Origin of the sequence: Novispirillum itersonii (assembly GCF_014205675.1) — a bacterium.
Taxonomy (GTDB): Bacteria; Pseudomonadota; Alphaproteobacteria; order Rhodospirillales; family Rhodospirillaceae; genus Novispirillum; species Novispirillum itersonii_A.
In genome coordinates, this window is sequence record NZ_JACIIX010000014.1 from 93,199 (window position 1) to 117,025 (window position 23,827).

Here is a 23,827-nt window from a genome sequence, read left to right on the forward strand (position 1 = left end):
GCGTGAGGAATGGGAATGTTCAAGGGAACCCGTCTGGCGGCTGTTGCTGCCGTTCTGGCGGGCCTGCTGGGCGGCGCTGCCACCGCGCAGGCGGCTGATCCGCTGAAGGTCGGTTTCGTCTACGTCGGTCCGGTCGGTGACCTCGGCTGGTCGTATCAGCACGATGTTGGCCGCAAGGCGCTGGAAGCCCACTTCGGCGACAAGATCAAGACCGCCTATGTCGAAGACGTGGCGGAAGGCGCTGATGCGGAACGCGTGATCGCCCAGTTCGGCCAGCAGGGCTATGATCTGGTGTTCACCACCTCCTTCGGGTTCATGAATCCGACCCTCAAGGTGGCGAAGAAGTTCCCGAAGACCAAGTTTGAACACGCCACCGGCTACAAGACCGCTGACAACCTTGGCATCTACGACGCCCGCTTCCATGAAGGCCGGGCGGTGATCGGCACCATTGCCGGTCACATGACCAAGACCAACGTCATCGGCTACATCGGTTCCTTCCCGATTCCGGAAGTGGTGCGTGGCATCAATGCCGTCACGCTGGCCGCCCGCAAGGTGAACCCGAACGTTCAGGTCAAGGTGATCTGGGTCAACTCCTGGTATGATCCGGGCAAGGAACGCGAAGCCGCCGAGACCCTGATCGCGCAGGGGGCTGACATCATCACCCAGCACACCGACAGCCCGGCTGCGGTGCAGGTGGCGGAAGAAAAGGGTGTCTGGGCCTTCGGTCAGGCCTCTGACATGGCCAAGTTCGGCCCGAAGCGCCTGCTGACCTCCATCATTGATGACTGGTCGGGCTATTACATCTCCCGCGTTCAGGCGGTGATGGACGGCAAGTGGAAGGCTGAGACCACCTGGGGCGGCTTCAAGGCCGGGATGGTTAAGCTTGGCGCGCTGAACCCGGCGATCCCGGCGGACGTGCAGAAGGCGGCGATGGACGTGAAGACCGGGATTGAGGGCGGGACCCTGGATCCGTTTGCCGGTCCGATCAAGGATCAGGACGGTAAGGAACGGGTTAAGGCCGGTGCGGCCCTGACCGACAAGGACCTGCTGTCGATGGATTGGTACGTCGAAGGCGTGCAGGGCAAACTGCCGAAGTAAGCCCTATCCAGCCCGCCGGGCAGGATAGCCAGAGGGAAAAGCCGCTCCGGAGACGATCCGGAGCGGCTTTTTCAGTATGGTGAGGGAAGGACTGCGGAAAAAGACTCCGGCGGAAAAATCCCGGAGCCCCAAAGCCAAAGGCCGCCCCGGCGGGCGGCCTTTGATCTGTCTCTCAGAAAACCTGTCTCAGGCCGCAGGAACCCGGTGGCAGTCTTTCCCGGGCTCAGGCCTCGGGGGCAGCCGCCACGGGGGGCTGTGCCGCAGTGGGGACAGACGCCACCAGCTTGAAGCGGCGCGGGTCGTTCAGGACCGCACAGCTGTAGGTGCGGGCATCAACCCGGGTCTGTACATTGCGCAGACGGGCATGGGGAACTCCATGGCCGTCGGTATACAGGAATTCAACTTCCCAAAGCACGCGCGGATTGCCCACATCCTGAAAACGCTGCCCAAGCTCAACGGTTTTGCGTGCCATTTTATCCTCGATATATGACTGCCACATGCGCCGGAAACCCGACGTTTCCCCGGTACATCCCCCCAATGATGCAATATTAAAGGGTTCTGCCGCGTGGGGGGAGAGAAAACTTGAGTTTGGAACCTTAAGTTTTGAAAATGATTTTAAGTGCAACGGTCAGGCTAGCGCAGGGGGGCTGGCCTGTGCGGACCGGTCACTTGCCTGCGGGATTTGCCGATTCTGGCGGTGCTGTAGGGGCAGGGTGCGTATTGTGGCTGGTTTTGTCCAATCTGTAACAGGTGGCTTGCCAAAAGGGCTGGATTTTCTGACTCTGTGGGTGCGTCCTCTGTGGGTGCGTCCTCTGGGGGTACACCGTCCGGGGTAAACAGGGTCCGTCACCATAATGCCATATGTTTTTGATGAATGCCTGCATGTGGGTGGACGGTTTGCGGTCTGGCGCGGCTGGCTGCGCGCCGATGACGGGCCGGGGCGCCCGGTGATTCTGAAGCTTCCGGCTGATGCGGCGGTGCTGACGGTTGACCCGGAGGAAACCCTGTCCGAGCTGACGGCCCAGCTGTCGCGGCAGCATGATGTGCTCTGGCAGTTGTCCGGTGCCGGGGCACCGCCGGTATTGGCACTGGAAACCTCTTCCTTTGGGGTTTTGATGGCCAATGGTACCCCGGTCCGGGGGGGCGGGCCGGTTCTGGTGATGGCGGATACCGGGGCCCGGGTGCTGCGGTTGCCGTTCAGCTCCGGCGACAAGGGGCCGCCCGGACACTGGGATGAGGCGGCGGCCCTGCGGTTCGGCATCGGGCTGATGACGGCTCTGGGGCCGCTGCATCGGAGCGGACTGGTTCTTGGCGGCCTGCATCCTTCCCATGTTCTGCTTGATCCTGACGGACAGGTGCGGCTGATCGGGCAGGGAGCGGCGGCCCCGGCGGGAGAGCTGTGGCAGCGTTACGGCGATCCACCTGATTCCTCCTGCGTTGCGCCGGAACTGACCGGATTTCTACAGCGGCCGGTTGATCTACGGGCGGATTACTACAGCAGCGGTGTTCTGCTCTATGCGCTGCTGACCGGGCGCCTGCCATTCGGCGACACGGATCCGCAGGATCTTCTGCATGCTCATCTGGGGCGCACACCGGAAGCCCCGGATGTGCTGGATTCCCGGATATCGGCGGAAACCGCGCAGGTGGTCATGCGCCTTCTGGAGAAGGATCCTGACCGCAGGTATCAGCGGGGCAGCGAGATCCGCAGCGCTCTGGAACACTGTCTCGGTTCTCTTCGCGAGCCTTCCGTCCCCTCTGTTGCTCCCCGGCGGCACCGCACGGTGGAAACGGATCCGGCCGGAGATCTGCCGGGCCGCCGGTCAGAGCAGGACAGCCTCCGGGATGCCCTGCTGCATGCGATGAAGGGGCGGGGCTCTCTTCAGCTGATCCGCGCCGCCTCCGGGGGCGGAAAGTCTGCATTGCTGGAGGCGGTCAGCCGCTGTGATGCGGCCTCTTCGGCGCTGGTGGTGCGCGGGCAGTTTGACAGTCAGCAGGGCCATGTTCCCTTTGGGGTGATCATGACGGCCTTCTCCCGGATCCTGCGGCAGAATCTGGCCGGGGGAGAGCGGGATCTGAGGTCTGTCCGCACCCGTCTGGAAGCGGCGCTGGGGCGCGACGACAGCGGCCCGGTGTGGATGCTGACGGCGGCGATGCCGCCGCTGTCCGTCCTGATCGGGCACCATCAGGCACCGTCCGGGCAGGGCGGAGACCTTCCGGGGGACGCTTTCCGGGCGGTCTTCGTGCGGTTTTTACAGGCCCTGCTGGAGCCGGGGCAGGTCCTGCTGCTGATCCTTGATGATCTGCATCATGCGGACCGGTCCACGCTTGATCTGTTGTTGTATGTGCTGCAGGAACAGGCGCTGCGTGCGGTGGTTGTGGTGGCGTCCCTCCCTGACGGCACTGTCGAGCAGGACAGCCCCGCTGTGGCGGCTTTTCTCGAGGCGGTCGAACAGGCTGCCATTCCGGTCCGCACGCTCTGCCCCGGTCCCCTGACTGCGGCGGATGCGCTGACCCTGCTGGAGCGGTCGTTCGTTCCGGCACTGGAAAACGGCCCGCAGCTGGCAGAGCTGTGCATCCGCCGCACCTTCGGCAATCCTCTGTTCCTGCAACGGTTCATCGCAACGCTGCACGAACGGCGGGTGCTGCGGTTTGATGGTGGGGCCGATCTGTGGCGGTGGGATCCGGCGATGGTCCCCCACCTTCCGGCCCCGGAGAGCCTGATCGGCTTTCTGGCGCAGTCCCTGCGGGAGATTTCGCCTTTTACCCGGACGGTCCTACAGGTGGCGGCCTGTATCGGCATGGTTTTCGACCCGGAGGAGATCCGGCAGGCTCTGGAGGTGCAGGCGGGGGCGGTTGAGGGAGCCCTGCGGGAAACCGTTGCCGGAGGGTTGGTGATGCCGCTGGGCGAAGGCGGACATGACCCCGAGGAGGGGGCCGAACCGACTGCCGCCGCCGGGGGGCGGTTCCGGTTTCAGCATGACCGCATCCGCGATATGGTCGGGGCGACGGATACGGAGGACAGCCGCGCCCGTCGCCATGCCAGCCTCGGCAGGATACGGCTGGCGGCTTTGGGGGAGGCGCCGTCCGGCCCCTCTCTGTTCCGGGCTCTCGACCAGATCAACGCCGCTGCGGCAGAGGTCTATGATCCGGCGGAGCAGGATCGGATGGCCCGTCTGAACCTACAGGCGGCCCGGACGGCGATGGCCTCCGCCGGGTTTTCGTCGGCACTCAGCTATGCCCGCAGCGGGATTGGCTTTCTGGGTGCGGAGGCCTGGCAGCATCAGCCTGCCCTGTGCCTTGACCTGCACGTCGTGGCGGCGGAAGCGGCCTATGTCCTGCGGGAATGGGCGGATCTGGACCGCAGTCTGGACAGGGTTCTGGCGCAGCCCCTTGATCCTCTGGACACCACCCGGGCGACTGAGCTGCGGGTGTTGTCGCTGTCGGCACGCACCGACCCGGCGGCGGCGGTTGATGCGGCCCTGCGGGGGGCGACCGCGCTCGGTTATCCGGTTTCGTCCCGCCTCGGCGGCTTCTGCCGTCTGGCGGCGCTGATCCGCCTGCGGCTGACGGAGCGTTTTCTGGCGGATGCCCCCGGCCGGAAATCCCGGGCCGACAACCCCCGGGCTGAGGCTGCCTTGCGCCTGTTGCTGGCGGTTTCCGCCGCCCGGCATATCAGCCGTCCGGATCTGGCTCCGGTCTATGCCCTGCGGGTGATCGAGCTGGCGCTGCGGATTGGGGATTGTCTGCATCTGGGCTATGCCCATGCCATGCTGACCTCGGTCTGTGCCTCCCGCGGGGACCGCGAGCAGGCGTTCCGTCTGGCCTCCCGGGGGATCACCCTGCTGCGGGAGAGTCCGGGGGCGGCCCTGAAGGCGCGGGCCTTGCTGCCGCTCTATTACCTTGGTCTGCACTGGCAGGAGCCGTTACAGCAGACCCGGCGCGGCCTGCTGGACTGCCACCGTCTGGCGATGGAGACCGGGGATACGGAAACCGCCGCCTATGCGTTGGCGGCGGCACTGGAGCAGGGGGTTTTCTCCGGCGTGTCCCTGCGGGATCTGGGGATGGAGGCGACGCGGGCGGCCGTGTTTCTGCGCCGGTACCCCAATGCGATTGCCGGGGCTTATGTGGGGGCGGTCAGCCGGTTTCTGGTCCGGCTGACGGAGCCCGGCGCTCTGGCGGATCCGGTGGTGGTCTGGACCGAGACGCAGGAGGATATCCGCTCTCTGCTGGCGGCGGGGAATCCGCTGGTCGCCTATGGGACCCTGCTGTTGACGGTGATCGTCCTGACGGCGGCGGAAGCCTTTCCGCAGGCGATGGAGGCGCTGGCCGCGGCGGATCCACTGTCAGCCCGGGCGGAAGGGACGGTGTCCCGCTCCGTGCAGGTGTTTTATGGTGCCTTTGTCGGCACACGTCTGGCTGACCGCAGCGGTCTGCGCCGCCGCCGTCGCCGTCTGCGGCAGGCGATCCGGCAGTTTGAGGTCTGGACGGCGGAATGCCCGGTGCAGCACCTGCACCGGCTGCTTCTGCTGCGGGCCGAGGATGCCCGCATCAGCGACAGTCAGGATGCCTCCGATCTCTATGCCCGGGCCCTACAGGCGGCGCGGGATAACGGCAATACCGGGGAAGAGGTGCTGGTGTTGTGCGCGGCGGCAGCTTTCCATGAGCAGGGGCTGCGGACGGCGGTGGCAGGGATGCTGCGGCGGCAGGTGTTTGAGACGCTGGATGTCTGGGGGGCGGCCGGACTGTCCGAGCGCCTGCGCACCAGCTGGCGGGAAACGCCGGATGGCCTGTGGCGGGGTATGGCATCGGCGGCGGCCTGGGGCGGGGCTTCCCCGGCCGGGACCCCGGCCCAGCGCCGGGCCGCCGGGCAGACGGATCTGATGGCGGTGGTCCGGGCGGCTCAGGCGATTTCCGGGGAAATTCACCGGCCGGACCTTCTGGAACGGCTGATGCGGATCACCATGGGGGCGGTGGGGGCGCAGCGCGGCGTCCTGCTGCTGAAAGGGGCCTCCGGCTGGGTGATTGAGGTGGATGGCGAGGCGGAAAGCGACCGTTTTCTGGTCCACCGCATGCAAATTCCGGTCAACGATGACCTTCCGGCTGACTTTCTGCCGTTTTCGCGGGGGATTTTTAACTTTGTCATCCGCTCCGGGGAAACCGTGGTGCTGGAGAACGCGGTCCGGGGCGGGGATTTTACGGCGGATCCCTATGTGACCCGGGTCCGTCCGCTGTCGGTGCTGGCGATGCCGCTGTATCAGCGGGGGGATCTGACCGGCGTGCTGTATCTGGAGAACAATCTCGTCACCGGGCTGTTCACCACCGACCGGCTGGAGGTGCTGCGCCTGCTGGCGGCACAGGTGATGGTGTCGCTGGAAAATTCGCAGTTCTACGAAAACATGGCGGCACTGAACCGGGATCTGGAACGGCAGGTGGAGGAACGGTCGCGGGAGGCGACGGAAAAAACCCGGCTGCTGGAAGCGACGCTGGATAATATGAGCGACGGCCTGATCCTGTTTGACGCTGAAGGCCGGATGATGGTGTGGAACAACCGGGCGATGGAGCTGTTCGGGTTTCCTCCGGCGTTGCAGCGCCGGGGGGTGTCGCAGGCGGCGCTGATTTCCTCAACCATTGCTTCCGGCGTGCTGTCGGAACGGCTGGCCGGAATCCTGATGGAACGGGCGGCGGCCGGGCGGTCAGTCTATCCGGATAAGCTGGCGGCGGAGGTGGAGCTGGCCGGGGATCTGCACATACAGGTGCGCCGCCGCTTTATGGCAGATGGCGGGGAAGTGCAGATTTATCTGGATGTCACCGAAGAACGCCGCCGCGAGCGGGAACTGATGCAGGCCCGGCGCGATGCCGAGGCGGCGCTGGAGGATCTGCGCAGCGCGCAGGACAGTCTGATTCAGGCGGAAAAAATGGCCTCCCTCGGGGAGCTGGTCGCCGGGGTGGCGCATGAGATCAACACGCCGGTGGGGATTACCCTGACGGCGGCCTCCTTCCTGTCCGAACGGACGCGGGAACTGTCAACCGCGCTGACCTCTGATGTCCTGCGGCGGTCGCAGTTGCAGCAGTATGTGGAGCAGGCGGCGGAAACCACCGCGCTGATGGAAACCAATATCCGCCGGGCGGCTGACCTGATCACCAGCTTCAAGCAGATCGCCGTGGACCAGAGCAGCGGCGACCGTCGCCGCTTTAATGTTGAGGACTATCTGTGGGAAGTGATCCGCAGCTTTACGCCGATGCTGCGCAAGGCGGGCCATACCCTCAGCCTGTCGTGCCCGCAGCGGTTGGTGGTGGAAAGTTATCCCGGGGCGTGGTCGCAGATATTGACCAATTTCGTCACCAACTCGATTGACCATGCCTTTTTGCCGGGCCAGCACGGGCGGCTGCGGGTGGTGGTGTCGATGCCCCAGCCGGGGATTGTCGAGATGGTCTATTCCGATGATGGCCGGGGGATTCCCGCCGATGTCCGCAACCGGATCTTTGATCCGTTCTTCACCACCCGGCGTGGGGTCGGCGGCAGTGGCCTCGGTCTGCATATTGTCTTCAATCTGGTGACCGGCCTGCTGCACGGGTCTGTGGTCAGCGAGGAAAACCCCGGTGGCGGCACGCGGATGGTGGTGCGGGTGCCGGTGGCTGTGGTTCCGGTGATTACGGAACAGGTGGCCGCAGACTCCGCGCCGGTGGAGCCGGTCTGAGGGGGCCGCAAACGGAAACCGCCGGTCTGCACACAGGCAGACCGGCGGTCAGCAGGGTCAAGGGAACCATAGAACGGAGTGTCTTAAGCGGACTGCTCCACCTGTTCGGCGGCGATCCGGCGTTTTTTAGCGCGGCGGGCCAGCAGGACCGGGACAAAGGCGATACCGATGGCCATGGCCCACAGGATCAGGGAAATCTTGCTCTGGAACAGGATGCCGATATCCCCGCCGCTGATGGCCAGTGCGTTGCGCAGGTTCACTTCCATCACCCGGCCCAGCACGAAGCCCAGAATGATCGGGGCCATGTCAAAGCCGCCCTTGCGCAGCAGCCAGCCGACCATCCCGATCCCCAGCATCAGTATGACTGAGAAAATGGAGGAATGGGTGGAGTAAACCCCGACCACCGACAGGGTCAGGATGCCGGGCACCAGAATCCAGTTCGGCAGGGTCAGGATGCGGGCGAAGATGTTCACCAGCGGCAGGTTGAGAACCAGCAGCAGGATGTTGCCGATGAACAGGGAGGCGATCAGGCCGCCGACGATTTCCGGCCGCTCGGCGATCAGCATCGGGCCGGGCTGGATGTTGTAGAGCATCAGCGCGCCCAGCATCACCGCCGTGGTCCCGGACCCCGGCACGCCGAGGGTCAGCATCGGTACGAAGGCACCGCAGGCAGTGGCGTTGTTCGCCGATTCCGGGGCGGCCAGACCGCGCACGTCGCCCTTGCCGAAGGTGTCGTGGCTGTTGGATATGCGCTTTTCGGTGGTGTAGGACACCGAGCTGGACACCGATGCCCCGGTTCCCGGCAGAACACCGACCACGAAACCGATGATCGATCCACGCAGGGTGGCCCCGGTGATCTTGACGATGTCGCTCCAGCGGGCCAGCATCCGCCCCATTTCGCGGATGACGGTGTGGCCCTTGGTCTGGTTTTCCAGAATCAGCAGCGCTTCAGAGATGGAGAACAGGCCGATCACCAGCACCACAAATTCGATGCCATCGCCCAGTTCCGGTTCATTGAACGTAAAGCGGTAGGCCCCGGAGGTGGCGTCAAGGCCAACGGTGGCCAGCATCAGGCCCAGCACACAGCCGATCAGGGTTTTGGCCGGGGCGCTGCCGACCATCGACCCCAGGGTGGCGAAGGCAAAGACCATCAGCACAAAGTATTCAGCCGGACCGAAACCGATGGCAATGCTGGCCAGCAACGGGGCAAACAGGGCAAGACCGGTTGCCCCGATCATGCCACCGGCAAAAGAAGCGATCCCGGACAGCATCAGGGCTTCCCCGGCGCGGCCCTGACGGGCCATCGGGTTGCCGTCCATCGCCGTCATCACCGCTCCGGCATCCCCCGGCACGTTGAGCAGGATCGAGGAAATGCGTCCGCCGTATTCCGCGCCGCAATAAACGGCAGCCAGCAGGATCATGGTGCTTTCCGGCGGCAGGCCCATGGTATAGGCGATCGGCAGCAGCAGGGCGATGCCGTTGATGGGGCCGATGGCGGGCAGGGCGCCGACCATGGTGCCGATAAAGGCACCGATCAGGCCGATCAGCAGGTTCTGTGCCGACAGTGCGACGGCAAACCCGCTCCAGAGATAATCGAGATTCATGGATGTGACTCTTTATGTCCCGGGGTGGGCTGGACGTCAGCCGAACAGGCTGCCGACGGGCAGATAGACTTCAAGCAGATAGGAGAAGATAAACCACCACAGGGCCGCCTGAATGACTCCGCCGATGGCGGACAACACGAAGGAGGCCCCGAACAGGGCACTGATGATGGTGACGATGCAGAACACCATGATCGGGAAGCCGATGGTTTCCATCAGCAGGCAGAAGACGATCAGGGTCACCGGGATCGCCATGATGCGGACCATGGTCAGGCCGCGCGGGAATTCCTCGGCATCACCGGGGGTGCGGGCATAAAAGATGCACAGCACGGCCAGCGCGATGGCAAGGATGACCGGAAACACCCGGGGGCCGAGGGGATCGGAGGCGAAGGCATAGGTAATGGTGCTGCCGCCGATGCCATAGGCCAGCGCCAGAAGCAGCAGGCAGGCGGCGCCGATCAGACCGGTTCGTCTGGGATGAGTAGAAAGATGGGACATGACTGTTCCTTCCGCACACTCCGGCGCCCGGGCACGGGCAGGACGGTGCATGATGTGAACGGGAGAGACCGGCAGACCGGGGTACCGGTCTCCGCATCAGGCGTCACCGGGCCGGTGCTGTCGGTCTTGACAGAAAAGGAGAGAGGGCCGTCTGCGGATCCGGCAGGGAAAACCCTGCGCCGACCGTAAGGCAGACCATGATGGCCGGAGCAGACACTCCGGCCATCGCAGGATTAACAAGGACCGGGGCGGAGCTTACAGCCCGGCTTCCTTGATCATGGTCTTGAAGCGGACGACATCGGCCTTGACCTGTTCTTCGAACGGCTCGCCGATCATGGTGTATTCAAACAGGCCACGGGCTTCGCGTTCCTTGGCGAATTCCGGGGTCTGGGCCAGCTTCGACAGGGCGGCGGCCCACCACTTGTAATCGGCATCAGAGACATTCTTGCCGACGTAGTAACCACGCCACACCGGCCAGTCGATGTTCATGCCCTGCTCGCGGGCGGTCGGAACATCTTGCAGGGACCCCGGCAGGCGCTTCGGCGACATCACCGCCAGAACACGGACCTTTCCGGCGGCATGGTGCTGGGCCATTTCGGCGGCATCACCGGCACCGACCTTGACATGGCCGCCTTCCAGCGCGGTCAGCACCGCGCCGCCGCCTTCCAGGGCGACGTAACGCATCTGTTTGGCTTCCTGACCGGCAGCCTTGGCCAGCAGGGCGCCCTTCATCCAGTCCTGCGATCCGACGGCACCACCGCCGGCGATGGCGAACTGGGTCGGGTTTTCCTTATAGGCGGCGATCAGGTCGGCAAGGGTCTTGTACGGCGAGTCGGCAGCCACCACCAGAACGCCGTAATCGGCACCGACCGCACCCAGCCAGCGCACGGCAGTTTCGTCATACTGGCCGAACTTGCCCTGTGCGATCAGCAGGGCGGAGCCGCTGGAGGCGGCGGTGATCAGGTTGCCGTCCGTGTTGCGCTTGCCGATAACGTGGTTGTAGGCAATCGCCCCGACGCCGCCTTCCATGTAGGTCACGGCCATCGGCTTGGAAATGATCTTGGTTTCCAGCATGGAGTTGGCAGCAAGGCGGCAGGTCAGGTCAAAGCCGCCGCCCGGCTTGGCTCCGGCCAGACATTCCGGCTTGGCCGGTTCGGCCTGCGCGGGCAGGGTCACGGCGGCAAAGGCACCGGCAATCGCCAGAAGTCCGATAATAGAACGCTTCATGGTTTCACTCCCGAATGATCCCGGTAGATCCGGGTTGAGCCGGTGTTGACCGGCCTGAACGTTTTGGTCTGTGCCCCGTCATCGGGGCAGCGGATCAACGCTGGAAAAAAGACTGCCCCCCGAACCTGTCATCATGCTGTCACCTATGCCCCTGTCGCATGACAGGTAAGCGTTATGCGGATGGCGGTCTTGCCGGACGGTGGATCTTTGCTCTATGGTCGGGGCATGCGCATTCTCTTGGTCGAAGATACCCGCGATGTCGGGGAGGCAATCCGGCGCCGTCTGGAAACCACCGGTCATGTCATTGACTGGGAAACCGACGGGCAGGCGGCAGCGGATATTCTCGATTTCACCGATTACGATCTGGTGATTCTGGATGTCATGCTGCCGGGGCTGGATGGTTTTGGGATCCTGAAGCGGATCCGGGCCTCGCGGAAAACCATGCCGGTGCTGATCCTGACCGCACGGTCGGAGGTGGAGGACCGGGTGGGGGCGCTGGATCTCGGGGCTGATGATTATCTGGTGAAGCCCTTTGATTTCCGCGAGCTGGAAGCCCGGGTCCGGGTGCTGCTGCGCCGCCGGGGCGGCGATGCCACCAACGTGATTGCCTGCGGAGACCTGATCCTTGACCGTCAGAGCCGGTCAGTGCGGGTCGGCAACCGGGAAATTCAGCTGAAGCGGCGGGAGATCACCATTCTGGAGATTCTGGCGTCGCGGCCGGGGCGGATGTTCAGTAAGGCGGATCTGATGGATCAGCTCTATGGCTTTGACGAAACCGTCAACAGCAATGCGATCGAGCTGTATGTCAGCCGTCTGCGCAAAAAGATCGAGGGGGCCCGGGTGCGGATCATCACCCACCGGGGCATCGGTTATCAGATGGTGCCCGATGATACGGCATGAAACATCGCTGTTCAGCCGTCTGGCGCTGCGGGTGACGCTGATCCTGTCGTTCGGGGCGGCGCTGATGATTTCCGCCGCGTGGTATTACGGGCGCAGTGCCGCCAACCAGACTTTTGATCACCTGCTGCTGGGGGCGGCATTACAGATGGCGGGCAGCCTGTCGATTGAAGACGGGAAGCTGACCGCCAGCCTGCCGCAGTCGGCGTTTGAGATGCTGGGTCTGGCCCCGGAAGACCGGATTTTCTACCGCCTGATTGATACCGAAGGGCAGACCCTGACCGGCTACGGCGATCTGGCCGGGTATATTGATTACACCGCCGCCCGCCAGAAACCGGTGTTCCTGAATGACGAGTACCGCGGCACCCCGGTGCGGCTGGTGGTGGTCTCCCGGGTGCTGTCAGACCCGCCGCTGTCCGGCTGGGCTTATGTGCTGGTGGCGCAGACCACCGCTGCCCGCAGCGAGCTGACGCAGGAAATCACCGGGCGGGCCATGCTGCTGGTGGCGTTGATGAGTGCGCTGGCGCTGGCGGCGACGATTCTGGCGGTCCGCTACTCACTTCAGCCGATCACCGCGCTGGGCGAGATGATTTCCCGCCGCGATCCGCAGGACCTGACACCGCTGACTTTGAATGCCCCGAAGGAGTTGCGGCCGTTTCTGGGGTCGATCAACCATTTTATGGAGCGTCTGGATCAGCGGGTGGTCCTGCTGCAACGCTTTATCGCCGACGCGGCCCACCAGATCCGCACCCCGCTGACGGCGCTGTCGGCCCAGATTGATATGCTGGATGAGCGGGAGGTGTCTCCGGCAGGGTTGCAGTCGGTGGAACGGATCCGCACCCGCACCAATGAACTCTCCCGCCTGACCGGTCAGCTGCTCAGCCATGCCATGGTGATTCACCGGGCCAGTACGGTGAATCTGGAGAAGGTTGATCTGGTGCTGATTGCCCGGCAGGCGTACCGCACGGCGATCCCGATCACCGTCAACCCGGATATCGTGGTGTCGTTTGAAGCTGACCAGCCGCAGCTGTGGGTGGCAGGCGATGTGGTCAGCCTGCGGGAAGCGATTGTCAATCTGATCTCCAACGCGTTGTGCCATGGCAGCGTGGCCCTGCTGGCGGTGCGGGTCGGGGTGGCTGAAGGCCGGGCACAGGTGGAGATCACCGATGACGGGCCGGGGATTCCGCCGGAAAAATGGCCGCTGGTGGTCAAGCGCTTCATGACCACCAAGGCCAGCGAAGGCAGTACCGGTCTGGGGTTTTCCATCGCCGTGGAGGTCGCCACCGCCCATGGCGGCGAGATCGGCTTCCGCGAGAAGCTGCCGGACCGCTGTTTCAGCGTGTTGCTGACGATTCCATTGTGGCAGGAGGAGCGGGACTGATGCGCCTTCCGGTTCTGTGGGCCGCGTTCGGCCTGATGATGGCCGCCCCGCTGTCGGCCTCCGCTGCTGAAGGGGTGACATCGTCCTTTCCGGCACCGGGGAAGGAGAGCGGACGCCTGAAGATTATCGGAGCGATGGATACGACGGCGATCCTGCCGCTGATCAATGGGTTTCAGGCCGAGAACCCCGGCGTCTCGGTGGAGTATTCCGATTACGTCACCAACGACCTGTATGAAGAGGCCGATGCCGCCTGCCGTCGGGGGGAGAGTATCGCCGATGTTCTGGTGTCGTCCTCGGTCGATCATCTGGTCCGGCTGGCCAATGATGGCTGTGCCCGCCCGCACCGTTCGGCCCTGACCGATCCGGTGCCGGACTGGATGCAGTGGCGGAACGAGGTGTACGGCTTCACGCATGAACCGGCGGTGCTGATTTACCACAGTGATTTTGTTGATCCGGAAGATGTGCCGCGGTCCCATGCCGATCTGGCAGACTTGCTGCGCCGTAAACCGACGGTGTTTTTCCGCCGGATCGGCACCTATGACCTGCGGGCATCGGGTATCGGCTATCTGCTGGCCTATCTGGATTCTCAGCTGGCCCCGACGATCTATGGGCGGTTGGTTGAAAGCATGAGCCGGGTTGAGGCCGGTCTGTACTGCTGTAACTCCGAGGTCTTGCGCGAGGTTGAGGCCGGGCGGCTGTTCATCGGCTACAATATTCTTGGCTCCTACGCCTACGCGGCACAGCGGCGGAATCCTAAGCTGCGGATCAGCGTGATGCGGGACTACACCCATATTCTCAGCCGGGGGGCCATGCTGCCGAAATATGCGGGATCAGGGGATCTGGGCGGGCGGTTTCTCGATTATCTGTTGTCCCCGCAGGGGAAGGCGACGGCGGAGAAGGAGGGTATTTCTTTTCCGTGGGAGGATCCTCAGGTTTCTGGCATTACGCTACCGCCGTCACCGCTGGGGTCGGGGGTCGGGCGGCCGATCAGGATCGGGCCATCCTTGCTGGTGACGCAGGATAAGTTGGGGCGGGACCGCTTTATCGCCGACTGGACCGCGATCATGGTGGACTCACGGTCGCTTCAGGCCGGGCCTGTATGGTCCAATTATGAATGAGGGGTGGCCCAGATGGGCCGGGCCTGAAACACAAAAAAGCAGGTCCGAAGACCTGCTTTTTTGTGTTTGGTAGCGGAGGAGGGATTTGAACCCCCGACCCCAGGATTATGATTCCCGTGCTCTAACCAACTGAGCTACTCCGCCATAACCGGCCCCACCGTGGTGGGAGCGCCCTTATAATCGCTCCCTATCGTGCTGTAAAGACGAAAAATTCACGGCCGGAGTCTTCCGGTGTTTCGTCGGTGGCGGGTCGTGGAAGGGCTGAAAAGAAAAAAGCAGGCCCGAAGACCTGCTTTTTATATTTGGTAGCGGAGGAGGGATTTGAACCCCCGACCCCAGGATTATGATTCCCGTGCTCTAACCAACTGAGCTACTCCGCCGTAACCGGCCCCACCGTGGTGGGAGCGCCCTTATAATCGGGGCAAAAACCAGTGTCAAGACCGAAAAGTGACAGTTTGATTTTGCCGTCTGTCAGGTCCAGACCAGATCAATCAGCATGGTCCCGACCACCAGAACCAGACAGGTCAGGGGCAATCCCAGACGCCAGTAATCGCCGAAACGGTAGCCACCGGGGCCCATCACCAGCGTGTTGCACTGGTGCCCGATCGGGGTCAGGAAGTCGCAGGCGGCCCCGACCGCCACCGCCATCAGCACCGCATCGGGATTGATGCCAAGCTGAATGGCCAGACTGGCGGCGATCGGCCCCATCACCAGCGCGGTGGCGGCGTTGTTCAGGAACGGGGTCAGGGCCATGGCAGTCAGCATCATCAGGCCGATGACACCGATGGAGGGCAGCATGTGTGCCACCTGCGCCAGACCACCGGCGATCAGGTCGGAGGCTCCGGTGCCCTGCACGGCGTCTGAGACCGGGATCAGCGCCCCCAGCATCACCACCAGTGACCAGTCGACCGCCTCGTAGGCTTCGCGGGGGGTGATGGAGCCGGTGACGATCATTGCCACGGCGGTGGCAAAGAAGCCGACCGCGACCGGCACCACTTCCAGCGCCATCGCCACCATCGCCACCGCCAGAATCAGCAGCGGCATCAGGGCCGGTTTGCGTTCCATCGCCAGATTGCGCTGGGCCAGCGGCAGCAGGCCCATGGCCTGAAGGGCGGTGGGAACGGTCTGTTCCGGCCCTTCGATCATCAGGACGTCGCCGACCTGAAACTCCAGCTGCCGCAGGCGGGAGACCAGATGCCGTCCGCCCCGGCTGACCGCCAGCACATTGACCCCGAAGCGGGAGCGGATATGCACTTTCTCCTGATTGGTGCCGACCAGAAGAGAATGTGGGCTGATCACCGCTTCCTGCAAGACGAAGGAGGACTTGGCCGGGCGGCCCTCCGCCTGTTCCAGCAGCGACAGACCGGCGTTGGACAGGAAGGACTTCAGGGCAACCGGATCCCCTTCCAGCACCACGATATCGCCTTCCGAGAACTCCCAGTGTTCGCCGGGGATATAGCGTTGGCCCTGATCGCGGATGATGGCGGCAACCGTGATTGCCCCTTCGGAAAACAGCCGCTCAATATCGGAGACCGTGCTGCCGATCAGGGCTGACCCCGGCTGAATCTGCACCTCAGCCAGATAATCCTCGATCTGGAACTGGTCCTCGGCGGAGGCCCGGGCCTGACGCTCCTTCGGCAGCAGCCGCCAGCCGAAGGTCAGGAACACCACGCCCAGAACGGCAATGCCAAGGCCGACCGGGGCGTAATCAAACATCGAGAACGGCTGGCCGGTCACTTCGCCGCGGATGCGGGAGATCACGATGTTGGGGGAGGTGCCGATCAGGGTGATCAGGCCGCCGATCAGGGACCCGAAGGCCAGTGGCATCAGCAGCAGAGACGGGGAAAATCCCGCCCGTTTCGACAGGCGCAGGGCAACCGGAATGAACAGGGCCAGCGCCCCGATGTTCTTCATGAAGGCGGACAGGAAGGTCACCGCCCCGACCAGAACCGCCGCCTGGGTATCCGGGGTGGTCAGGCGGCTTTGCAGGGGGCGGGTCAGCCGTTCGACAATGCCGGAGCGGGCGAGGGCGGTGCTGACCACCAGAGCCGAGGCCATGACGATCACCACCTGATCGGCAAAGCCGCTGAAGGCGGACTTCATCGGTACGATGCCGGTGGCAATTCCGGCCAGAAGGGACAGCATCGCTACAACGTCGTAGCGCAGACGGTCCCAGATGAACAGGCCGATGGTAACTGCCAGAACGGCAAGGGCCAGACCCTGAGTCAATGTCATCCGGTTCTCCCGGTTACGGACGGTTGCCCCCATCCCCCCGCGGGGTGCCGCACGGGGCGGCACGGGCGTGTCATAACCGGCTTAACGCATCCGTGCCCGGCTTGGCAAATGAAACCATAAGGCCAGACTATGGAAGGGTTTGATCAGGCTTATAATTAAAGTTTTCACAACAACCGGCGATGGGGACTCAGCGCTTGGGGATCCACAGCGAGGCACGGTCAGCCAGCGGCCCCTTGTGGCCCTTCAGCCACGGATTCAGGGCCAGTACCACGTCCGGGGTGGTGCCTTCCCGCTTGGCGAAGGTGGCGACGGTATCACCCTCGCGGGCCATGCCACGCAGCACCGGAAAATCAACCCGGCCGCCGACGCTGACCGCCGCATAGCTGGCGTCCAGCTTTTTGGTCAGGTCTGCCTTTTCTTTCTCCGTCACCGCCAGCTGGGTGCTGCGTTCGCTCAGGGAAACCTCGGTGGCGGCCAGCCGCTGCCGGGTCTGCTCCAGCTCCGCCTCAAGGGCGGTGATCCGGGCGTTCCGGTCGCGCAGGTCCAGCGCAACCTTGGTTCCACCGCCGGTCAGGACGATCAGGGTCGCGAGCAGGCTGATCAGCAGCAGCCGGGTGCCACGGGTCATGCGGGACGGAGACAGGGACATGATCGGAAACTCGGTCTGTGGGGCAGAGAAAGGGCTGTCTTCCCCAGACAGGCCAGCTCAGAGGGGGCGGAGCGGCGGAGGAAGGGCAGCAGCCTGAGAGCGGATCATGGTGTGCGCTGCGGTAGCTTGCAAGCATTCTCAACACCGGCAGGGGATTTCCCCGCCGATTGTGTCGGAACGCTGTGGATTGTTCGGTCAGGAGCAACAGAGGAGTGTGGATGCCGCCCGGCTGAACAGCAGAAAGGGCTCCTGAAGAGCCCTTTCCGGTCAGAGACGGGGATCCGATGGATCAGAAGGCATCGACCGGCAGGGCCATCACCGCGTCACCCCCGGCCAGAACTTCCGCTTCCAGCGCCGCAGTCTGCGGCAGCAGATGCCGGATGAAGTACTGGGCCACCACCTGCTTTTCCTGCGCATACAGCGGGTCGCTGTCGGCCTTGGCGGCGTCGGCGGCCTGTAGGAGCAGGCAGCCCCCGACCGCCATGGCGGCAAGGCGGGAGAATGGAACCGAGGCGGCATAGGCATCCGCCGGGGCCGCAGCGGTGATGAAGGCGGCGGTACGCTCCACCCGGTCAAGGGCAGCGTTGAGGGCGGCGGTCAGCCCGGCGTCAAGGCCGGTCAGTCCGGCGCGCAGATCGGCCACCAGCGCCAGCAGTTCCGCGCCCTTGTCCTTCTGCACCTTGCGGCCGACAAAGTCCGCCGCCTGAATGCCGTTGGTGCCTTCATAGATCGGGGCAATGCGGGCATCGCGGTAGAACTGGGCGGCCCCGGTTTCCTCGATGAAGCCCATGCCGCCGAACACCTGCACCCCTTCACTGGCGACGGAGACGCCGATTTCGGTGCCCCACAGCTTGACCAGCGGGGTCAGCAGGGCGACGCGGTTGGCGGCACGGCTGGCGGTTTCGGCATCGGCAGCCTTGATCGATACGTCGAGGGTGGCGATGGCGGTATAGGTCAGCAGGCGGGCGGCCTGCACCTGTGCCTTCATGCTGATCAGCATGCGCCGCACGTCCGGGTGGTTGATGATCGGCGCGCCGCCGGAGAAGGCCCCGACCACCGGACGCGACTGGATCCGCTCCTTGGCGTAGGACACCGCATGCTGGGTGGCGCGTTCCGCCACCGCATAGCCCTGAAGGCCGACGTTGAGGCGGGCGTTGTTCATCATGGTGAACATATAGGCGAGGCCCTTGTTCTCCTCGCCGACCAGATAGCCGATCGCCCCGTCGGTTTCGCCGAAGCTCATCACCGCCGTCGGGCTGGCATGGATGCCCAGCTTGTGTTCAAGGCTGGCGCAGACCACATCGTTGCGGGCACCAAGGCTGCCATCGGCGTTGACCAGCACCTTCGGCACGATGAACAGGGAGATCCCCTTCACCCCCTCCGGCGCATCCGGCAGGCGGGCAAGAACCATGTGGATGATGTTGTCGGTCAGATCGTGATCCCCATAGGTGATGAAGATCTTGGTGCCGGTGATGCGGTAATGATCGCCGTCGCGCACCGCGCGGGTCTTGACCTGAGACAGGTCGGACCCGGCCTGCGGCTCGGTCAGGTTCATGGTGCCGGTCCACTCGCCGGAGATCATCTTCGGCAGGTACAGGGCTTTCTGTTCGTCCGATCCATGTTCGGTCAGCAGGTCCACCGCGCCCTGATTGAGCATCGGGCACAGGCCGAAGGCCATGTTGGCGGACTGCCAGATTTCCTGAACGGCGGCGGCGACCAGCCACGGCAGGCCCTGCCCGCCGTAATCGGGGGAGAACGGCAGGGCGTTCCAGCCGCCTTCCAGATACTGCTGGGTGTAGAAGTCCTTCAGGGCCGGATGCACGGTGACGGCACCGTTGTCCAGCTTCACGCCGAAGCTGTCGCTGTCCTTGTTCAGGGGGGCCAGTTCCTGCGCACCCAGACGTCCGGCTTCCTCCAGCACCGCCGCGATCAGGTCGTCGGTGGCTTCTTCATAGCCGGGCAGGGCGGCGACGGTCTTCAGACCGGCGATCTGCATGGCAAGCTGGATATCTTTCAGGGGGGCGGCGTAGGTCGCCATGGTGTTTCCTCCAGGACGGGTGTGGCGCAAGGGGCAGGCACGGTATGTTTAAGTGCTCTTTAACCCGTCTCCACAGTGCGGGAATATGCTGCATTGCGCAAGTGACATTGCCGCAATCCCGGCAGGTGTATTCCGCATGGGGTCCAGAAAAGCAGATACAGACAAAAGCAGACACGCCGCCCGATGGGGGATCGGGCGGCGTGCATCGGGTGGGCCGGGCAGGCAGGCCCGGCGGGATCAATCGTAGCGCAAGGCTCCGGTCTTTCCCCAGAACACCCGATAGGAAAACAGCGAGTAGACCAGAATCACCGGCAGGATCGGGGCGGCCACCACCAGAATGGCCATCAGGGCTTCCGGCGAGCTGGCAGCCTGCCAGACGGTCATCCGTCCCGGCACGATCCACGGGAAAAAGCTGTAGGCGATCCCGAGAAAACCGAGGGCGATGATCCCGACCGTCAGGGCAAAGGGCAGCCAGCACCAGCGGTCATCCTGCCGGGGCAGGCGCGGCAGCAGCAGGAACAGCCCGAGACAGAGGGCCGCCGCCATCAGCGGTACCGGGGCCAGCAGCAGAAATTCCGGCAGGCTGAACCAGCGGTCCGCCACCATCGGGTTGACCAGCGGCGTCACCACCGAAACCGCAGCCAGTCCGATGGCGCTGAGGATCAGGGCCGGGCGGGCCCAGCCCAGCGCCCGACGTTGCAGCGGGCCCTCGGTCTTCAGGATCAGCCATCCGGCCCCGAGAAGGGCGTAGGCGGCGAGCAGGCAGACCGCGGTCAGGGCCGAGAAGGCTTCGGCGGTAGCTGATGATGTCAGGCCGGTGATGAAGCGCCCCAGCATGTAGCCCTGCGCCAGTGTGGCGGCGATGGACCCCACCGCGAACAGGCGGTTCCAGCGCTGCTTGTGCCCGGCCCGGGCCTTGGTGCGGAAATCAAAGGCAACACCGCGCAGGATCAGGCCGATCAGCAGCACAAGAACCGGCAGATACAGGGTGCCGAGGATCGCCCCCTGCGCCATCGGAAAGGCCACCAGCAGCAGCCCGACCGCCAGCACCAGCCAGGTTTCGTTGGCATCCCAGAACGGACCGATGGCGGCAATCATCACATCCTTTTCGGCATCGGGGGCCAGCCCTAGCAGGATGCCGATGCCAAGATCGTAGCCATCGAGAATCACATAGGCCAGAACCGCCACCGCCATCAGGGCGGTGAAGATCAGCGGCAGGCTGTGGGCGTTCAGAAAGGTATCCATGGTCAGATCCTCCGTCCGGTTATTCCGCCGGCAGCGGCGCAAGGGTGGGGGACGGGGCGGCGGAGCCCGGCTGTGCGGCTTTTCCGGCCAGATGGAACAGGGTGCCGATATAGGCCACCAGCAACCCGGCATAGGTCAGCAGATAGACCGCCAGACTGAGCCCGATATGGGCGGGTGGCACGGCGGAGGCCGCCTCGGCGGTGCGCAGCACCCCGGTCACCAGCCACGGCTGGCGGCCGATTTCGGTGACATACCAGCCCGCCAGTGTTGCCACCCAGCCGGAGAAGGTCATGCCGACCAGAACCTTCGCCATCAGGCCGGAGAGGTCGCCCCGGCGGCGGCGCAGGTGCCACAGCGTTGCCCATGACACCAGCAGCATCGCCATGCCGGTGCCGACCATCACCCGGAATGACCAGAAGACAGGGGCCACCGGCGGATGATTGCCGACGTAGTCATTCAGGCCGGGCACCACCCCGTTGGGGTCATGCTTCAGGATCAGGCTGGCGACTCCCGGCAGGCCGATTTCAAAGCGGTTGCTGCGGCTGGCCTCATCAGGCAGCGCGAACAGCAGCAGCGGAACCTTGCTGCCGGTTTCCCAGTTGCCTTCCATGGCCGCGACCTTCTGCGGCTGGTGTTCCAGCGTGTTCAGGCCGTGCATGTCTCCGGCGACAATCTGTACCGGCATCAGCACCGCGCCAAGGACCAGCCCGGTTTTCAGGGCGGTGCGGACGGCATCGGACCGGTCGCCCTTCAGCCAGCGCCACGCCGACAGACCGGCGATCAGGAAGGCCCCGGTCAGGAAGCTGGCCAGCAGCATATGCGCCAGACGGTAGGGGAATGACGGATTGAAGATCACCTGCATCCAGTCGGCGACATGGGCGACGCCATCTCGGATTTCATGGCCCTGCGGGGTCTGCATCCACGAATTGGCCGACAGGATCCAGAAGGCGGACAGAAAGGTGCCGACCGCCACCACGGCGGTGGCAAGGGTATGCAGCCATGACGGCACCTTGGACCGGCCAAACAGCATGATGCCGAGGAAGGCGGCTTCCAGAAAGAAGGCGGTCAGGATTTCGTAGGACAGCAGGGGGCCGACCACGTTGCCGACCCGTTCCATAAAGCCCGGCCAGTTGGTGCCGAACTGGAACGACATGGTGATGCCGGACACCACCCCAAGGGCGAACGACAGGGCAAACACCTTGACCCAGAAGCTGTAACAGTCGATCCAGCGGCTTTCCCCGGTGCGGCTGTACTGCACCTTGAAAAACAGCAGGATCCACGCCAGCGCGATGGTGATGGTCGGAAACAGGATGTGAAAGGAGATGTTCGCCGCGAATTGAATCCGGGCGAGGACAAGGGCGTCCATAGGTGATCCCTCCGGAGAGGGCGAGGCGTCGGATCAGCGGGTTGTGTCCGTCGTGTCGCCAGTATCGGCCGGGGCGGCGGGAACGGACCTGCCTGTCCGTTCCGGGCCTCCGCCGGTCAGCCAGTCTTTCACCTCGAAGATCTTCTGGACCTTCGCCCCCAGTGAAAGCAGTTGCGCCAGCCGCGACGGTTCGATGCGGTGGATGTCATCGTACCAGCGGGTCAGCAGTTCAATCAGGTCATGCATATCCTGCATGCGGGCCTGTGCATGGCGTTCCACATCGGTGGAGGGGGTCTGCATCAGCACGTCGCGCAGCATGGTCAGGGTCGGATCCACCTCGCGCTTCTTCCGCTCCTCCGCCAGAGTCCGCAGGATTTCCCACAGGTCGCCGGGGGTGGTGAAGTAATCCCGCCGGTCATCGGGCAGGTGTTGCAGGCGCACCAGATTCCACGCCTGAAGTTCCTTCAGCCCCATGCTGACATTCGACCGCGAAAATCCCAGCTGCTGCACGATCTGGTCGGCATTCAGCGGTTCAGGCGACAGGAACAGCAGGGCATAGATCTGGCCGACCGTGCGGCTGATGCCCCAGCGGCTGCCCATTTCCCCGAAGTGGAGCACGAAGGTCTGGATCAGCGGCGGCAGGTTCATCGGGTGTTTCCGTAATTTCAGAAATTTGTGAAATTATAGAAATTCCAGAATTTCCTTCAACCATAGAATTTTTATGGATTGTGCGACGGGGCAATGTCAGGGATTGGTCGGGGCCGAATCTGCACTATAGTGGAGTGGGGCTGTTCGATTTTTCCCGGAGTTTCCTGATGACCGACACGCTGACCATGTCTGCTGCCCCCGGGGCCCGTCCCTGTGGTGGTCGCTGCGGCAGCGCGCCGCCCTTTGAGTTTACCATGGCGTTCCAGCCGGTGGTCGATGTGCGCGAACGGCGGATTTATGCCTATGAGGCGCTGGTCCGGGGGCCGGAGGGGCAGGGTGCCGGATGGGTGCTGGCGCAGGTGACGGAAGACAACCGCTACGCCTTTGATCAGGCCTGCCGGGTGCGGGCGATTGAACTGGCCTCCCGGCTGGGACTCGACCGGCGGCTGAACATCAACTTTCTGCCCAATGCGGTTTACCACCCGGAAGCCTGCCTGCAAGTGACGCTGGCGGCGGCAGCGGAGCACGGCTTTCCCCGCGATCAGATCACCTTTGAGTTCACCGAGGATGAGCAGATCGTTGACCGTGGGCATCTGCGCAGCATCGTCGATACCTATCGCCGTCATGGCTTCATGACCGCCCTTGATGATTTCGGGGCTGGATATGCCGGGCTGTCGTTACTGGCCGATTTTCAGACCGATGTGCTGAAGATTGACCGGATGCTGATCAGCGGGATCCACACCGACCCCTCCCGGCAGGCGGTGGTCTCCGGGGTGCTGCTGATCGCTGCGAAACTGGGGATGTCGGTGGTGGCCGAAGGGGTGGAGACGGCGGAAGAGGCCTGCCATCTGGTCGGCATGGGGGTTCACCGCTTTCAGGGCTTTTTCTTTGCCCGCCCGCAGATTGAACGCCTGTGCCCGGACAGCGAGATCCACTGGGATCTGGTCTGTCCCTGAGGATGTGTCTTTTAGAGCATCGAGCCTTTAATCTGATACATATCCTGCATGCTTGAGGTAATTCCAGCATTCGTCGCGAGAGTAGAGATCGCAGATGCTGCCGACGGCTTGCCATAGGGCGCTGATGGTTCGAGCCCCGATGCGGCGGAGATGAGCCTTGAGTTTGGCGAAG

At 64.0% G+C, this 23,827-nt stretch carries 16 protein-coding genes, 2 tRNA genes and 1 pseudogene; 6 read left to right on the forward strand and 13 right to left on the reverse strand.

From position 1 onward, the window contains the following. Positions 1-9 precede the first annotated feature (9 nt). Positions 10-1,098, forward strand: coding sequence for a BMP family ABC transporter substrate-binding protein (locus tag FHS48_RS16540; protein ID WP_184265047.1), 1,089 nt, complete (start codon positions 10-12; stop codon positions 1,096-1,098). 223 nt (positions 1,099-1,321) lie between these two features. On the opposite strand, the gene FHS48_RS16545 is transcribed toward FHS48_RS16540, so the two are convergent. Continuing rightward, positions 1,322-1,570, reverse strand: coding sequence for a hypothetical protein (locus FHS48_RS16545; RefSeq protein WP_184265049.1), 249 nt, complete (start codon positions 1,568-1,570; stop codon positions 1,322-1,324). Positions 1,571-1,952: 382 nt separating this feature from the next. Here FHS48_RS16545 and FHS48_RS20525 point away from each other — a divergent pair, with 382 nt between their 5' ends. Continuing rightward, entirely contained in the window at positions 1,953-7,796 is a 5,844-nt protein-coding gene (locus FHS48_RS20525) for an ATP-binding protein (RefSeq protein WP_184265051.1), read from the forward strand. An 83-nt stretch (positions 7,797-7,879) separates the two neighbouring features. Here the strand turns inward: FHS48_RS20525 and FHS48_RS16555 are convergent, their stop codons facing one another. From FHS48_RS16555 to FHS48_RS16565, 3 genes are all read right to left on the reverse strand, one after another. Beyond that, positions 7,880-9,400, reverse strand: a complete 1,521-nt coding sequence (locus tag FHS48_RS16555) for a tripartite tricarboxylate transporter permease (protein WP_184265053.1) — start codon at positions 9,398-9,400, stop codon at positions 7,880-7,882. A 36-nt stretch (positions 9,401-9,436) separates the two neighbouring features. Continuing rightward, positions 9,437-9,895 carry a tripartite tricarboxylate transporter TctB family protein gene (locus tag FHS48_RS16560; protein ID WP_184265056.1) on the reverse strand — a complete coding sequence of 153 codons (459 nt, stop codon included), beginning with the start codon at positions 9,893-9,895 and terminating at the stop codon, positions 9,437-9,439. Between the two features lie 255 nt (positions 9,896-10,150). Next, complete coding sequence (locus FHS48_RS16565) at positions 10,151-11,122, reverse strand: Bug family tripartite tricarboxylate transporter substrate binding protein (RefSeq protein ID WP_184265058.1); 972 nt, start codon at positions 11,120-11,122, stop codon at positions 10,151-10,153. A gap of 225 nt (positions 11,123-11,347) precedes the next feature. On the opposite strand from FHS48_RS16565, the gene FHS48_RS16570 reads away from it, so the two are divergent. The 3 genes from FHS48_RS16570 to FHS48_RS16580 are packed head-to-tail and all read left to right on the forward strand — an operon-like array spanning position 11,348 to position 14,518. Beyond that, positions 11,348-12,022, forward strand: a complete 675-nt coding sequence (locus tag FHS48_RS16570) for a response regulator transcription factor (protein WP_184265061.1) — start codon at positions 11,348-11,350, stop codon at positions 12,020-12,022. After that, positions 12,009-13,400, forward strand: a complete 1,392-nt coding sequence (locus FHS48_RS16575) for a sensor histidine kinase (protein WP_184265063.1) — start codon at positions 12,009-12,011, stop codon at positions 13,398-13,400. The genes FHS48_RS16570 and FHS48_RS16575 overlap by 14 nt, the downstream gene beginning before the upstream one ends. Next, on the forward strand, positions 13,400-14,518 hold the full coding sequence (locus FHS48_RS16580) for an ABC transporter substrate-binding protein (RefSeq protein WP_184265065.1): 1,119 nt from the start codon (positions 13,400-13,402) through the stop codon (positions 14,516-14,518). Before FHS48_RS16575 ends, FHS48_RS16580 begins: the two co-directional genes overlap by 1 nt. 67 nt (positions 14,519-14,585) lie before the next feature. Here FHS48_RS16580 and FHS48_RS16585 read toward each other — a convergent pair. The 8 genes from FHS48_RS16585 to FHS48_RS16620 form a co-directional block, all read right to left on the reverse strand. Next, positions 14,586-14,662 (reverse strand) — tRNA-Met (locus tag FHS48_RS16585). A 159-nt stretch (positions 14,663-14,821) separates the two neighbouring features. Beyond that, positions 14,822-14,898: transfer RNA gene (locus FHS48_RS16590), tRNA-Met, on the reverse strand. A gap of 91 nt (positions 14,899-14,989) precedes the next feature. Beyond that, entirely contained in the window at positions 14,990-16,753 is a 1,764-nt protein-coding gene (locus FHS48_RS16595; RefSeq protein ID WP_184265067.1) for an SLC13 family permease, read from the reverse strand. 187 nt (positions 16,754-16,940) lie between these two features. Beyond that, complete coding sequence (locus tag FHS48_RS16600; protein WP_184265070.1) at positions 16,941-17,402, reverse strand: hypothetical protein; 462 nt, start codon at positions 17,400-17,402, stop codon at positions 16,941-16,943. Positions 17,403-17,691: 289 nt separating this feature from the next. After that, positions 17,692-19,440 (reverse strand): acyl-CoA dehydrogenase, encoded by a 1,749-nt coding sequence (locus tag FHS48_RS16605; protein WP_184265072.1) that lies wholly within the window; start codon positions 19,438-19,440, stop codon positions 17,692-17,694. 237 nt (positions 19,441-19,677) lie between these two features. Then, complete coding sequence (locus tag FHS48_RS16610; RefSeq protein WP_184265074.1) at positions 19,678-20,685, reverse strand: cytochrome d ubiquinol oxidase subunit II; 1,008 nt, start codon at positions 20,683-20,685, stop codon at positions 19,678-19,680. Between the two features lie 19 nt (positions 20,686-20,704). Next, complete coding sequence (locus FHS48_RS16615; RefSeq protein WP_184265076.1) at positions 20,705-22,051, reverse strand: cytochrome ubiquinol oxidase subunit I; 1,347 nt, start codon at positions 22,049-22,051, stop codon at positions 20,705-20,707. Positions 22,052-22,084: 33 nt separating this feature from the next. Further along, the gene (locus FHS48_RS16620) at positions 22,085-22,699 is read right to left on the reverse strand and encodes a GbsR/MarR family transcriptional regulator (RefSeq protein WP_184265078.1); all 615 of its coding nucleotides are present in this window, start codon (positions 22,697-22,699) and stop codon (positions 22,085-22,087) included. Between the two features lie 167 nt (positions 22,700-22,866). Here FHS48_RS16620 and FHS48_RS16625 point away from each other — a divergent pair, with 167 nt between their 5' ends. Beyond that, positions 22,867-23,655, forward strand: a complete 789-nt coding sequence (locus FHS48_RS16625; protein WP_184265080.1) for an EAL domain-containing protein — start codon at positions 22,867-22,869, stop codon at positions 23,653-23,655. A 27-nt stretch (positions 23,656-23,682) separates the two neighbouring features. Here FHS48_RS16625 and FHS48_RS20255 read toward each other — a convergent pair. Further along, positions 23,683-23,827: pseudogene (locus FHS48_RS20255) on the reverse strand (IS630-like element ISSpo6 family transposase); the annotation flags it as partial.